Source organism: Lentzea californiensis (assembly GCF_024648825.1).
Taxonomy (GTDB): Bacteria; Actinomycetota; Actinomycetes; order Mycobacteriales; family Pseudonocardiaceae; genus Lentzea; species Lentzea californiensis.
The window spans coordinates 35220-47945 of the sequence record NZ_JANBBE010000004.1 but is presented as its reverse complement, the minus strand read 5'-3'; the positions used below and the strand labels follow the sequence as shown (position 1 = coordinate 47945).

Here is a 12726-nt window from a genome sequence, read left to right as displayed (position 1 = left end):
GTCAGCGCACGACGTCGTAGACCAGCTTCTGGATGCCGTTCGAGTACGTCTCGCTCTCGACGACCTTCAGCACCTGCTTGGCCTTGTCGGTCTCGCTGAACAGCCGCTTGCCCGCGCCGAGCAGCACCGGGAACACCAGCAGGTGGTAGCGGTCGATCAGGCCCGCGTCGGAAAGGGTGCGGTTGAGCGTCGCGCTGCCGTGGACGGAGATCGGCCCGCCCTCGGTCTCCTTCAGCGCGGCCACGTCGTCCAGCGAGCGCAGGATCGTGATGTCGCCCCAGTTGTCGACCAGCTGGTCGTCCTTGAGCGTGCTGGACACGACGAACTTCGGCATCGCGTTGTACTTCGGGAAGTAGTCGAGCGTCGGCCACACCGGGGCGAACGCCTCGTAGCTGACCCGGCCCATCATCATCGCCGCGGCCTCGTCCTGCTCGCGGCCCTTGATCTCGTAGGCGGCCTCGTCGAACTCGATGTCCTGGAAGGTCCAGCCGGCGCTGCGGTGACCGGGCTCGCCGCCGGGCGACTCGACGACGCCGTCGAGCGAGACGAAGGCGGTGGCGATCAGGGTGCGCATCTGGTTCTCCTCGGTGTTCGCGCTTGCTGTCATCAGTGCGTCGAACGGGAGACGCCGGGATCGACATCTCGCGCCAGGAGATTTTGCGCCACGGCCCACGGCGGCGTTGAGCACCCCTCCGAGTCCAGCGCCGGGGAACCGCCCGGCGCCCGGCGGCACTAGCCCCTGAGCCAGTCCCAGCCGAACCTCCGGACCACCAGCACCAGTCCCAGCAGGATCATCACCGCGTACGCCGTGACCCGCAGCGCGTCCGGCATCTCCACGTAGTTCAGCACGAACCAGCCCCTCGACCCACCGGTCAGGTTGTTGATCAACCCGCCGCCGCCCTGCACCAGCAGGACCAGCGCGATCAGCTCCACCACTACTCCCCCTCAGATCAATACTTCCGTATTGCTTTGACATCCGAACGGTAGCCCCGTCCGTCCTCGTGGTCAAATCAATGCGAACGTCTCGAAAAGAGGAGCCGAGTGAAGCCGGTACGAGGCAGGGGCGCCGCCCACGACGAACGGCGCGCCGCGATCCTGGAAGCGGTGTTCGAAATCATCGACACCGAGGGCACCCACCAGGTCAGCATCCGCCGCGTCGCCGAACGCGCCGGTGTGTCCGTGGGCCGCGTCCAGCACTACTTCCCCAGCAAGGACGACCTGCTCACGGCGGCGTTCACCGCGATCAACGACCTCGGCACCGCCCGCGTCCAGGCCCGCCTCGCCGAGTCGTCCCCCGCCGAGGCGCTGCTGACGGAACTGATCCCCGGGACCGAGGAGGAACGCCGGCAGTTCCGCGTCGCGCAGGCGTTCGAGACGCACGCCCTGACGAACCCGGAACTGGTCGCGCAGCTCCGCCGGGGCTACGACGAGCTGGTCGAGCTGCTGACCGTGCTGACCGGTCCGGCGGCGAAGGAACTGCTCGCGCTGGCGCTGGGACTCGCGCACCTGACCCTGACGGGCAATCTGACGCCGGAGGAGGCCCGCGCGATCGTCCGGTCAGGAATCGAGAAGCACGGCTGAGCGTCCGCTCCTACCGTTGGGTCCAACAACGACCGGGAGGACCGAAAAAATGGCCAGCAGCAAGGGAATCCGGCAGTTCCACCGAGTGGTGAGCATGGTCTTCACGGCCACCGTGGTGTTCACGGCGGTCGCCCTGACCGTCGACAGTTCCGTGGTGTGGGTGTCGTACGTGCCGCTGCTGCCGCTGTTCGTCCTCATGGGAACGGGGATCTACATGTGGTTCCTGCCCCAGCTGGCCCGACGCCGCGCTAACCGCTGAGCCGGTCCTCCAGGTGCGTGAGGGTGGCCTCCAGCGCCACCCCGTACACCGCGATCCGGCAGGCCAGCCGCCACAGCGTCGCGTCCGTCGGCGCCACGGCCAGGCTGATCACGAGCTCCCGCACGAGCCGCCGGGTCTGCTCGACCAGCACGCCGACGCTCTCGGTGATCTCGCCGAACGCCGCGGACACCGAGCTCAGCCCCCGGATCGCCTCGATGTTGTGGCCCATCAGCCGCAGGTGCTCCTCGGCGCCACTCCACTGAGGCGCGTCCTGTTCCAGGAGGTCCTCGATCTCGTCGGCCATGTCCTGCTGCTCGGCCGCGATGTTGTACCAGGTCATCGCGTGCGCGGCGATGACGTCCGGCAGGCCGGTGAGGTCGTCCAGGGCATCCCGCAACGGCATGATCTGCTCCATCGCCGCCCGCGGGGAGTCCTCGACCGGCTCGACCAGCGAGGGCACGGCGGCCTCGCGCACGGGGTCGGGATCAGGTGCCCGCACGCCGTAGAGGGCGTACAGCCCGGCCACGATCAGGCGCAGGTTCTCCTCGACGTAGGAGACCAGTTCGTCCTGCCGGGCGTGCTTCTCCAGGACGGCGTCGATGATCCACCGGCACAGCCGCCCGTACACGGTCTCGTCGCCGACGACGACCGCACTGGCCTTGTGCACGGCCGCGAACCGCATGCGCACGGCCTCGATCCGGCCGGCGTGACGCACGATCTGGCCGGTCACGCGCCTCCCTCGGCTCGGCGAACGCTCGCCCGTCCACGGTAGCGGGCTTGACTCTGCACCACGGTGCAGAGTCCATCGTGGTCGCATGACACAAGATCACGTGACCCGCTGGGGCAAGGCCGGTGCGGCGTACGACCTCGTGGCGAGCATCGCGTTCGTCACGCCCTGGACCGGCGCACTGGCGCTGGACCTGCTCGGCGTTCCCCACAGTTCGCAGACGCTCCTGTTCTCCACGTTGTTCGGCACGGTCGTGGTGATGTGGTCGATCGTCCGGTGGCTGCGGCCGGAACGGCTGCTGATCGCCGCCGACACCGCCGGGCGCGCTCTGTTCAGCCTCTGGTTCGCCTGGGCGTTGTGGCAGGGGCACAGCCCGGCGCTGGCGGCGTTCCTGGCGCTGGAGCTGTTCTGGGGCGCGGCCCAGTTGCGCGCGCTGCTGCGGAGGTAGTTTCCGGTGGTGCGCATATCCGAACTGGCCCGCGCCGCCGGGGTGGGCATCAGCACCGTGCGGTTCTACGAGCGCCGCGGCCTCGTCGTCCCCACCGCCCGGTCCCACGGCGGCTACCGCCACTACGACCAGGAAGCGTTGAAGCGGTTGAGGTTCATCCGCCGCGCGGCCCGGCTCGGGTTCACGCTCACCGAGGTCGAGCAGCTCCTCTCCGCTTCCACGACACCCGACGTGGGGGACGTGGTCACCGTCAAGGTCGCCGAGATCGAGCAGCGGATCGACGACCTGGACCGCGTGCGGCTCGCGTTGCTCGACGTCGCCGCGAACGGCGTCCGGGACCAGTGCCCGGTGATCGCGGCGCTGAGCGACTGAGGCGTTCCTGCTCGTAAGCTGTCGGCTGGCGAACGGGAGGTCGAGCGGTGGCGGACGACACGGTGGCGGGGCTGATGGCAGAACTGGCCGCGCTCGAAGACCCGAAGGCACGCGCGGTGAACGAGAAGCACGGCGACGACCACGGCGTGAACCTCGGCAAGCTGCGCGCGATCGCGAAGCGCCTCAAGACGCAGCAGGACCTCTCGCTCGAACTGTGGGCGACGGGTGACACCGCGGCCCGGCTGCTGGCGCTGCTGGTCTGCCGCCCCAAGGCGTTCGGGCGCGACGAGCTCGACACCATGCTGCGCGAGGCCGGGCGCCCCAAGGTGCACGACTGGCTCGTGAACTACGTGGTGAAGAAGAGCCCGCACACCGAAGAGCTGCGCGTGCTCTGGTTCGCAGACCCGGACCCGGTGGTCGCGAGCGCGGGCTGGGCGCTGACCGTCGACCGGGTGGCGAAGAAGCCGGAGGGCCTCGACCTCGACGGTCTGCTCGACATCGTCGAGAAGGACATGAAGGACGCGCCGGCGCGGCTGCAGTGGGCGATGAACCACTGCCTGGCGCAGATCGGGATCGAACACCCCGCACTGCGCGCCCGCGCCGTCGAGATCGGCGAACGCCTGGAGGTCCTCAAGGACTACCCGACACCACCGGGCTGCACGTCGCCGTTCGCGCCGATCTGGATCGGCGAGATGGTGCGGCGCAACGGTTAGAGCCAGCCCCGTTCCCGCGCGGTGTTCGCCGCCTCGGAACGGTTGCGCGCGCCCAGCTTGGCCATCGCGGTCGACAGGTAGTTGCGGACGGTGCCCTCGGCGAGGTTGAGCCGGGCCGCGATGTCGGCGTTGCTCGCGCCCGTCGTGACCTCTTGCAGCAGCTCGCGTTCGCGTGGTGTCAGGGGATCGGCGCTGTCCCACGCGGCCATCGCGAGCTCGGCGGCGACGACGCGTTCGCCGGCGTGCACGCGGCGCAGCGCCGAGACGAGGTCCGCGATCGGCGCGTCCTTCAGCACGTACCCGGAGACCCCGGCGTCCATCGCGCGCCTCAGGTACCCGCTGCGGGCGAAGGTCGTGATGATCAGGACGCGGGTGGGGTCGCCGCGCCCGCTCAGCGCCTGCGCGACGTCCAGTCCGGTCCGGCCGGGCATCTCGATGTCGGTCAGCAGCACGTCGGGCCGGTGTTCCGCCACGGCCGCGAGCGCCTCGTCGCCGTCCCCCGCGGTCGCGACGACCGTGACGTCGGGCTGCAGGTCGAGCAGCTGGGCGAACGCGCCGCGCACCATCGCCTGGTCCTCCGCCAGCACGACCCTGATCACGTGGCCACCTCCAGCGGCACGGCGATCGTGACGGTGGTGCCCGCCGAGACCGTCCGGGCGACCAGGCCGCCCAGCGCGGCGATCCGCTCCCGCATGCCCGTCAGCCCGTTGCCCTCCGGCGCGTGCCCGCCGACGCCGTCGTCGGCGACCACCAGCCGCAGCTCACCGTCGCGGGCCTCGACACCGATGTGGCACGTCCTGGCGTGCGCGTGCCGGGCGACGTTGGTGACGGCCTCCCGCAACGCGAGCGCCAGTTCGTGCTCGGTCGAGCCGACGATCACCAGTCCCGGATCCCTGCGCACGGTCACCTCGACACCGAGGCTCGACAACGCGGCACGCGCCGCCTCCAGTTCGGTCTCCAGTGACGCGCTGCGCCACCCGGTGACGGCGTCGCGGATCTCGCCCAGTGCCGCGCGGGCCGTCCGTTCGATCTCCGCCGCCTCCTCCTGCGCCCGCGCGGGATCCGCGGCCACGAGCTGGGCGCGCAGGACGATCGCGGTCAGCGTGTGGCCGAGCAGGTCGTGCAGGTCGCGGGCGATGCGCTCGCGTTCGGCGAGGGTGGCGAGGTGTTCGATCCGGGCGGTGCGGATGCGCAGGTCGGCGCCCTCGCGGTCCCGTTCGGACCACTCGACCTGAAGGATGCCGATCACCCACAGGAAGATCAGCGACGGCAGCAGCCCCCACAGCCGGTACGGCATCTCGACCACCGACACCACGCCGAACAAGCAGATCAGCGCGGTCAGCGCGACGAACCACCGCATCGCCACCCGCCGCGACTCCGCGAGGCCCGCGAACGTCGCCGCGTAGACGAACAGCACGGCGGCGCCGGTGTTGAACGGTGTCGCGAGGGCGCCGAGCACCACCGTCGGCACCAGGCACCACCAGCGGACGCGGTCCGGCCGCCGCCAGGCCAGCACGTACATCGGGACGAAGGCCACGGCGACGACGGCGACGAGCGCCCAGTCCACCCAGTCCGTGGCCGGGTCGAAGATCGGTGCCCACAGCAGGTTCCCCAGGTAGATCAGGTGCAACCAGCGGGAGATCCCAGCGACGATTCTCATGACCGCGCATGACGATACGACACGGCCGCGAGCACCGCAGCCACCAGCGCGAAGCCCAGCAGCACGAGCACGTGCGCGACGGCCGGCCCGCCGGTCAGCTGTGCGCGGGCGAGCTCCGACAGGTGGTAGGTCGGCAGGAACCGCGCGACGTCACCGAAGAACGCGGGCATGATCTCCAGCGGCATCCACAGTCCGGAAAGGACGGACGTGGGGATGAGGATCGCGTTGAGCACGGCGGCCGCGGCACCCGCCCCGACCTGGAACCCGATCGCGAGGCTCAGCAACGCGAACGGCAGCGCGCCGAGCACCAGCACGACGAGAAGCCTCAGCAGCGCGGGCAACGGCGCGTTCAGCGAACCGGTGACGGCCGCGGTCGCCGTCATCGCGACCAGCACCCCGGCGGCGTAGGGCAGTGCCGCCACCACCTTCGCCGCGAGCGTCACGCCGATCGGCACCGCCGACACCTGCTTCGCCCGCAGCCAGCCGCGTTCCCGGTCGGACGCGACGCCGATGCCGGGGTTCATCAGCACGACCGAGATCACGCCGAACGCGCCGAACGTGGCGATCATCGTCGTGCCCGCGGAGACCCCGCCGGCGCTGAACTTCCCGAACAGCGACACGAAGAGCGCGAAGAACCCCACCGGCATGATGATCGAGAAGAACAGGGCGGCCGGTTCGCGGACGATACCCCTCAGCTCGTCCGCGAGCTCCACGCCGAAGATCTTGTGCACGGTCACGCGGCACCCCTCTCGATCAGACCCGCCACTGCCTCTTCCAGTCCGGCACCCTCGACCCGCAGGTCGGACAGGCCGGGGTCCTCCGCGAGCAGCACCCGCAACAACGCCTCCGGCGCACGCGTGCCGAGCCGGACGTGCTCGCCGTCGCCGCGCAACGACACGACACCCGGCAGCGCTTGGAGGCGCTCCAAGCCCAGGGCCGTCCGGGCGATCACCGTGCGGTCGGGCAGCCGCGCGACCAGTTCGTCCGGCGTGCCCCCGGCGAGCACCCGGCCGCGGTCGAGCACGACGACGCGGTCGGCGACGGCCGAGGACTCCTCGATGAGGTGCGTGGTGAGCAGGACGCCGGCCCCGCGCCCACGCCGTTCGGCGAGGATCTGCCAGAACCGCTTGCGGGTGGGCACGTCCAGACCCGCGGTCGGTTCGTCCAGCACCAGCAGCGCCGGATCGGCGACCAGGGCCATGGCGAGCTGCAGCCGTTGCTTCTGGCCGCCGGAGAGCTTGGACGCGCGCCGCCCGGCCAGTTCGACCAGGTCGAGCTCGGCCATCACCGGCCCGGCCGCCGCCCGGGGCTTGCCCGCGCGCACCGCGGCCCCCACGACCAGCTCGGACACCTTCAGCGTGTTCGGGAACCCGAGCGACTGCTGCACCACCCCGAGCTGCCTGCGGGTCGACGCGATGCGGGGGTCACCACCGCACACGAGCACCGAACCGGCCTGGGCGGGCAGGAGCCCGATCACCTGGTTCACCAGCGTCGTCTTGCCCGCGCCGTTCGGCCCGAGCAGCGCCACGCACTCCCCCGCGCCGACGTCGAGATCAACGCCGTCCAGCGCCTGCGTGGCACCGTAGCTGTGCCGCGCCCCTCGTACTCCGAGCACCGTTTCCATGGCGTCGAGCCTGGCCGGAACCGGCTCCCGTCAGTAGTGAGGCAGCGTCACGACCTCGGGATGACAAAAGTCATTCGGGCCGGACGGCCTGCGCCCTCGGGTACTTGCGGCCGGGCATCGGCGCGGGCGACCCGGTGAACGACACCGGAGTGCCCGCGAGCAGCAGCGTCAGTCCGTTCGGCAGCTCGTCGCGCGAGACGAACCACGACCCGCCGCGCGTGTCCGTGATGAACCCGTGCGCCTGCCCGGTCTTCCAGGTCGCCACGGTGCCCCGCCGACGCCCGCGCGGTGCTCCGACCGGTGACGCCACGACCTGCGACGACCGCACGAAAGCGCGTCGCAGCGGGTAGTCGGCCTGGTCACCGGGCGCGAACAGCTGGTCGAAACCGGGGGTGAACGGTGTCGCGGCCCGCAGCGGCGCGGCGGTGCGCGGAGTCCAGGCAGGTGGCGCGTTGACCGTCATGATGTCGACGACCGGCACGATCACGTGCACGCCCCGCGCCGTCAGCCGTTCCGCGAGAGGGGTGAAGTCCGAGTCGCCCGTCAGCAGGACGACCCACTGCAACGGCGACGTCGTCGCCCGGTCCCACGCCTCCAGCGCGAGCAGGACGTCGACACCCTTCTCCTTGCCGTTGTGCAACGGCAGGTCGTGCCTCGTGATGCCGGCGGAGGCCAGCACCCGGTCGAAGGACTCTGCAGGGGTGTCGATGCGACCGCGCACGTAATGCGCCTCGGCGACCACGCACTCGTCCAGCGGACGACCCGTCTCCTTGTGGACGTACCAGCGCACCGCGTCGTGCAGGCCGTCGAGAGAGACGCGCGCTCCCCTGGGGTGCGCTGTGGCGTAGAAGTCGCTCAGATAGGCGAACCACGTGCCGTCGTAGAACACTCCGATCCGGACGGTCTCACCCACCAGCCGAGATTACTACTTCCCCCCGAACGCGGAATGACCAGGCGCTGCCGGTAACTCCAGCAGCTGGCCGGCGACGTCCAGGAACTCTCCCCCGCACTGCCACTCCGTCAGGTCGGGATCGACGACGAACGGGTCCGTGGGGTTCGCGTCCTCCTCGGCCACGCGGTAGGCCAGGGCCTCCGACTCCGAGTACGCGAGCACCGTCTCGTTGGTGCCGCGCCACACGCGCCTGAACATCACCGCGTTGACGCACGTGAATTGATCACGCACGACCGTTCGCCGGAACCCGCTGCGCAGCAACAACTTCATGCATTCTTCGACGCCGCTCACAACACCCGATTGTGGCTGTGAGCGGTGGCCGTCCTCATCGTGCATCACTCGATAGGGTCAAATGTTTGAGGCACGTGCACAACGCAGGCATCCCTCTTTCGTGCAGGCAACCAGCCGAGAAGGACTCGATCGGGCTATCGCCTGCGGCGGGCGGATGCGCAAGCCTCTGGCGGTGGTCGACATCCCCGCACCTGATCCCGCCGCGCCGCTCTATGACCGAGCCGCGACCCAGATCCCGAGCATCGCCGAGAAGGTGCTGGAGGCGTTCTTCGCCAGATCCGCCACGTACCGGCAGCTGCCGCACCAGCTGGTCGACCGCGAGATCACCGAGGCGGTGACCCGTCACCTGCAGGTATTCCTGCGCGCGCTGCGGGAGCAGCGCCCGCCGGCGCCCGAGGAGCTGGACATGCAGATCGCCACGGCGGTGCGGCGCGCCCAGCAGGGCGTTCCGCTCGACATCGTGCTCAGCACCTACCACGTCGCGGCGACCGTGGGCTGGGAGGCGATGGCCGCCGTCGCCGAGCCCGAGGAGATCCCCGACCTGCTGGCGACGGTGCCGGCGCTGCTGCGGTACCTGAGCGTCGCGGTGCCGGCCGTGGCCGGGTCGTACCTCGCCGAGCAGCAGGCCCTGCACGCCGAACGCCGCGAAGCCGGTCGTGCGCTGGTCGCGGCCCTGCTGACCGGCCGGGAGGCCGAGCCTCTCGCCGAACGGATCGGCCTGGAGCTGTCCAGTCATCACGTCGTCGTCGCCATACGCGTCGAGGCACCGTCGGTGGCCGATGGCGCCGACGCCCGGCTCGCCGTTCATGGGCTCGTGCGACGGCTACGGGCCGAATTGCCCAAGCACGCCCTCTCCGCGCTGGACCACGACGGCGGCACGGTGCTGTTGCCGACGACCGAGGAGGGCCTCGACCAGGAGTTGGAGGACTCAGCCGAACTGGTCCGCGCCCTGCTCACCGCCGCCGGCACCGGCCTGATCGGCGGGATCGCGGCGGCGGAGACCAGGGAGGACATCCCCGCGGCCGCCCGGCAGGCCGCCGACATCGCCGAACTCGCCCAGCGCCTCGGCCGCCAGCCGGGCCCGTACGTCCTCGACGACGTGCTGCTCGAGTACCAGCTCTGCCGCCCCGGCCCCGGCCGCAAGCGCTTGGCACGCGTGATGGACCGGCTCTCCGAGCACCCCGACCTGGTGCACACGCTGCGGACGTTCATCAACAGCGACCACAACCGCCACCGCACGGCCGACGAGCTGCACCTGCACCGCAACACCCTCAACTACCGCCTGCGCCGCGTCGCCGAGCTCACCGGCTACAACCCAGCCGACCCGACGGACATCCGGCTGCTCTCGGCGTCGTTGATCGTCCACGACCTGAGGACCTGAAACGCCAAGAAGGCGAGCGCACGGGCGTGCGCTCGCCTTCTTCAACAACTCAGATCAGTCGCCGTGCGGGTTCTGGACCGAGACGTGGACGTGGTCGTAGTGGCCGTTGGTCACACCGCTACCGCCGTTGTAGGTGCGCCAGCCCTCGGACGCACGGGCCACGCTCCAGATCTTGCCCTGCCAGATCACGTAGCGGACGTCGAGCTTCGACGCGTGCTTCTGCAGCCAGTAGGCCAGCTTCCAGCCCTGGGCCTTCTGCGTCGCCGTCGGGTAGGTGCCGATCGCGTTGGAGATGGTGCAGTCGAGCGCGTTGCCGGTGTTGTGGTTGCTCGTCGCCGACTCGTAGCTGCGGTAGTCACCCACCCAGCACTGCTTCTCCCCGGTCTTCGAGGCGATCTGGTCGTCGATGAACTGCGTGCGCTTCGTGGCCTGGGGCGCCCGCGACGTCGCCTCCGGGTGCGGGTTGGTCTCCGGCGCGGGGTACACGCCCGGCGACGGGTCCGGGTCGCCACCGGCGTCACCGATGCGGTGCGAGGCGTTCTCGTTCTTGAGATCGGCCTTCAGGTCGCCCTTGGCGCCGGCCGCGAACGTCTGCTTCGCACCACCGTAGTTGCTGTTGTAGAACACGGTGACGGCCTTGGTGGAGCGGTTCCACACCGACGCGGCGTTGTTCTTGACGCACACGCCCTGGCCGTTGCCCGCGCTCTTGAAGTCGTAGCAGCTCGGCTGCGAGTCACCGTAGTCGGCGACGGAGCCCGCGAAGTCGGACACCGAACCTTCGTTGTCACTGTTGTAGTACAGGCAGAACTCGCCCGACTCGCAGGAGCCGTTGCGATCGGTCGCCGCGTTGGCGACACCGGCGCCGAAGGACGCGCTGACGAGCGCGCCCATCAATGCCACGAAGGTGAATTTCTTCAGCACGTTTGACCCTTTTCGCTCCACAGGCTCCCCGGCCTGTGCAGGGGATGCTTTGCTGGGTCAGACAATTCCGAGCGGCGCTGACATTCCGCTGACACCCGAAGCCACCGAACTGTCAGGGCACACACTGGAGTCCATGAGCGACAAGTGGAACTCGCTGCCTGGCGCACTCGACGGGGCATAAGCCGACCGCGAGCTACGCGAGGCGGGCACCGCGCTGGAGCGCGGCTTCCAGCTGCTCGCACGCCACCCCGTCGTTGTCCCGGTCGAGGCCAACGCGGTAGCCGGACTGCCAGCGGTAGAGCGTTGCCACATCGGCAGCTTTCGCGGCAGGGCGGTTCCCGTAGTACGCCGTAGCGCGAGTACCGGCTGTGGCTGCGGCACGACAGGCTGCGGCGCAGCGGGTTTCGGCGACGGGCGCGGGCTTTGAGTCGAGCCCGCCGCATGCAGGCCCCGCACCCGGCCTAGGCCTACTCGGAAGCCGTCACCACGTCCTCGATCGCCGCGTCCGCCCCGCCGACTGTGCGAGCGGCGTCCTGTCCGGCCGACAGCACCGCGTAGTCCTTGCCGTCAGCCGGCAGCTACGACCCGGCCGCGAGCTTGGTGGGCGCCTGCGTGCCACATGCGGACACCACGAGCACAAAACCGGCAGCGATCGCAGCCCCGGTCGACAGCTGCTTGGAAACGGTCATGGCCGCCACATCGCGACCTTCGCCGCATCTCGTTACACAAGTCCATTCGACTGGGCATAAAGCTCGGCCTGCGTTCTATCGCGCAACCCGAGCCTGCCGAGAATGCGCGAGATGTGATTCTTCACCGTGCCTTCCGACAGGTGCAGGCGTTCGGCGATCTCCTTGTTCGTGGCCCCGGACGCGACCAGTCGCAGCACCTCGGCCTCGCGCACGGTCAACGGTTCGCGCTGCGTCTCCGACCTGTCCAGCACCGCCGCCATCCGGGCGCACGCCTGCGCAGCAAAGCCACCGCCTCGACCCCGTCGAGGCCTGGCATCCGCACGTCCATCAGCACCACGTCCGGAGGCGCTCAAGGGTACTGACTTCCGGCGTTCTGACAGGCGCTGTTCGCGCGGAAGATATGCGGTACGGGCTGGGGTTCTGACTGCACCCGACGGGCAGCGTGGTGAAGCTCGGCGGTGAGGACGTGGGGATGTCGTTCCCGAGCATGCACCAGCCTGAGACGGGCGAGACCACGACGGCCTTCGGCGACACGGCGGAGGACGCGTGGCGGATCGCCCGCCGGCTCGACCCGCAGGAGTGATCAGCCCTGCCCGGTTCGGCGCTCTTCCCACAGCTGGATGATCCGCTCGGCGGCGGCCTCGTCGATTCGGTCGAACCTGCCGTCGTAGCGCCCGCGGTGCCACTCGTAGCGGATGTCGCTGCTGCGCCAGCCGGAGCCCGTGAAGTACCTCTGCTCCTCCTCGTAGCCATCCGGATCCGTCGAGGTCCTGAGCAGTCCGGTGGGATCGTCCTGGGTAGCCTCTCGGTCCACCCAGGCGAGGTAGGAGTACTGCACGCCCGGTGGGTCGTTGCGCAGCACCCGTTCGCGCATGAACTTCTGGAACCGGGCCACCACTCCCGCGTCGACGCGGTGCGGGACACCCTGCGGAGGGGAGCCAGGCGCCCAGATGAGCTTGCTGGTGAACGTCTCGTCGTGCACCTGTCCACCGTCGTCCACCCAACGCCGCCACACCGCGGCCGGCTCCTCGGGTGTGGGGTGAGCCTCGTCGACGATGGCGAAGTACTCGTACTGCCGTTGCAACTGGTTCTCGTTTCATCCGGAGAG

At 69.9% G+C, this 12726-nt stretch carries 18 protein-coding genes and 1 pseudogene; 6 read left to right on the top strand and 13 right to left on the bottom strand.

The genetic code is table 11. From position 1 onward, the window contains the following. Nucleotide 1: 1 nt before the first annotated feature. Together LX88_RS17080 and LX88_RS17075 are read right to left on the bottom strand one after the other, a co-directional pair. On the bottom strand, nt 2-574 hold the full coding sequence (locus LX88_RS17080) for a dihydrofolate reductase family protein (RefSeq protein WP_258948778.1): 573 nt from the start codon (nt 572-574) through the stop codon (nt 2-4). 158 nt (nt 575-732) lie between these two features. Then, on the bottom strand, nt 733-933 hold the full coding sequence (locus tag LX88_RS17075) for a hypothetical protein (protein WP_258948777.1): 201 nt from the start codon (nt 931-933) through the stop codon (nt 733-735). 108 nt (nt 934-1041) lie between these two features. Here LX88_RS17075 and LX88_RS17070 point away from each other — a divergent pair, with 108 nt between their 5' ends. Next, complete coding sequence (locus LX88_RS17070; protein WP_258948776.1) at nt 1042-1581, top strand: TetR/AcrR family transcriptional regulator; 540 nt, start codon at nt 1042-1044, stop codon at nt 1579-1581. Between the two features lie 49 nt (nt 1582-1630). Continuing rightward, nucleotides 1631-1840 (top strand): hypothetical protein, encoded by a 210-nt coding sequence (locus LX88_RS17065; RefSeq protein ID WP_090068159.1) that lies wholly within the window; start codon nt 1631-1633, stop codon nt 1838-1840. Here the strand turns inward: LX88_RS17065 and LX88_RS17060 are convergent. Then, the gene (locus LX88_RS17060) at nt 1830-2570 is read right to left on the bottom strand and encodes a hypothetical protein (protein ID WP_258948775.1); all 741 of its coding nucleotides are present in this window, start codon (nt 2568-2570) and stop codon (nt 1830-1832) included. The two genes, LX88_RS17065 and LX88_RS17060, sit on opposite strands and share 11 nt — an antisense overlap. Before the next feature lie 85 nt (nt 2571-2655). On the opposite strand from LX88_RS17060, the gene LX88_RS17055 reads away from it, so the two are divergent. The 3 genes from LX88_RS17055 to LX88_RS17045 all read left to right on the top strand — a co-directional run bounded on the left by LX88_RS17055 (nt 2656) and on the right by LX88_RS17045 (nt 4100). Then, nucleotides 2656-3015, top strand: a complete 360-nt coding sequence (locus tag LX88_RS17055) for a hypothetical protein (protein WP_258948774.1) — start codon at nt 2656-2658, stop codon at nt 3013-3015. Nucleotides 3016-3024: 9 nt separating this feature from the next. Beyond that, on the top strand, nt 3025-3387 hold the full coding sequence (locus LX88_RS17050) for a MerR family transcriptional regulator (protein ID WP_258948773.1): 363 nt from the start codon (nt 3025-3027) through the stop codon (nt 3385-3387). Between the two features lie 74 nt (nt 3388-3461). Then, nucleotides 3462-4100 carry a DNA alkylation repair protein gene (locus LX88_RS17045; protein WP_258949189.1) on the top strand — a complete coding sequence of 213 codons (639 nt, stop codon included), beginning with the start codon at nt 3462-3464 and terminating at the stop codon, nt 4098-4100. On the opposite strand, the gene LX88_RS17040 is transcribed toward LX88_RS17045, so the two are convergent. The 6 genes from LX88_RS17040 to LX88_RS17015 form a co-directional block, all read right to left on the bottom strand. Further along, entirely contained in the window at nt 4097-4699 is a 603-nt protein-coding gene (locus LX88_RS17040; RefSeq protein ID WP_258948772.1) for a response regulator, read from the bottom strand. The genes LX88_RS17045 and LX88_RS17040 overlap by 4 nt on opposite strands. Further along, on the bottom strand, nt 4696-5760 hold the full coding sequence (locus tag LX88_RS17035) for a sensor histidine kinase (RefSeq protein WP_258948771.1): 1065 nt from the start codon (nt 5758-5760) through the stop codon (nt 4696-4698). The genes LX88_RS17040 and LX88_RS17035 overlap by 4 nt, the downstream gene beginning before the upstream one ends. Beyond that, nucleotides 5757-6497, bottom strand: coding sequence for an ABC transporter permease (locus LX88_RS17030; protein ID WP_258948770.1), 741 nt, complete (start codon nt 6495-6497; stop codon nt 5757-5759). The genes LX88_RS17035 and LX88_RS17030 overlap by 4 nt, the downstream gene beginning before the upstream one ends. Further along, nucleotides 6494-7384, bottom strand: coding sequence for an ABC transporter ATP-binding protein (locus LX88_RS17025; protein ID WP_258948769.1), 891 nt, complete (start codon nt 7382-7384; stop codon nt 6494-6496). Before LX88_RS17025 ends, LX88_RS17030 begins: the two co-directional genes overlap by 4 nt. A 70-nt stretch (nt 7385-7454) precedes the next feature. Then, the gene (locus tag LX88_RS17020) at nt 7455-8297 is read right to left on the bottom strand and encodes an NYN domain-containing protein (RefSeq protein ID WP_258948768.1); all 843 of its coding nucleotides are present in this window, start codon (nt 8295-8297) and stop codon (nt 7455-7457) included. A 12-nt stretch (nt 8298-8309) separates the two neighbouring features. Next, entirely contained in the window at nt 8310-8606 is a 297-nt protein-coding gene (locus LX88_RS17015; protein ID WP_258948767.1) for a hypothetical protein, read from the bottom strand. Nucleotides 8607-8781: 175 nt separating this feature from the next. Between LX88_RS17015 and LX88_RS17010 the strand changes: the two genes are divergently transcribed. Continuing rightward, the gene (locus LX88_RS17010; protein ID WP_258948766.1) at nt 8782-10008 is read left to right on the top strand and encodes a PucR family transcriptional regulator; all 1227 of its coding nucleotides are present in this window, start codon (nt 8782-8784) and stop codon (nt 10006-10008) included. 54 nt (nt 10009-10062) lie between these two features. On the opposite strand, the gene LX88_RS17005 is transcribed toward LX88_RS17010, so the two are convergent. The 4 genes and pseudogenes from LX88_RS17005 to LX88_RS16990 form a co-directional block, all read right to left on the bottom strand. Next, nucleotides 10063-10929, bottom strand: a complete 867-nt coding sequence (locus LX88_RS17005; protein ID WP_258948765.1) for a peptidase inhibitor family I36 protein — start codon at nt 10927-10929, stop codon at nt 10063-10065. A 193-nt stretch (nt 10930-11122) separates the two neighbouring features. Then, nucleotides 11123-11245: pseudogene (locus tag LX88_RS17000) on the bottom strand (excalibur calcium-binding domain-containing protein); the annotation flags it as partial. Nucleotides 11246-11650: 405 nt separating this feature from the next. Then, nucleotides 11651-11878, bottom strand: a complete 228-nt coding sequence (locus LX88_RS16995; RefSeq protein ID WP_258948763.1) for a response regulator transcription factor — start codon at nt 11876-11878, stop codon at nt 11651-11653. 323 nt (nt 11879-12201) lie between these two features. After that, entirely contained in the window at nt 12202-12702 is a 501-nt protein-coding gene (locus LX88_RS16990; protein ID WP_258948762.1) for a hypothetical protein, read from the bottom strand. Nucleotides 12703-12726: the final 24 nt, after the last annotated feature.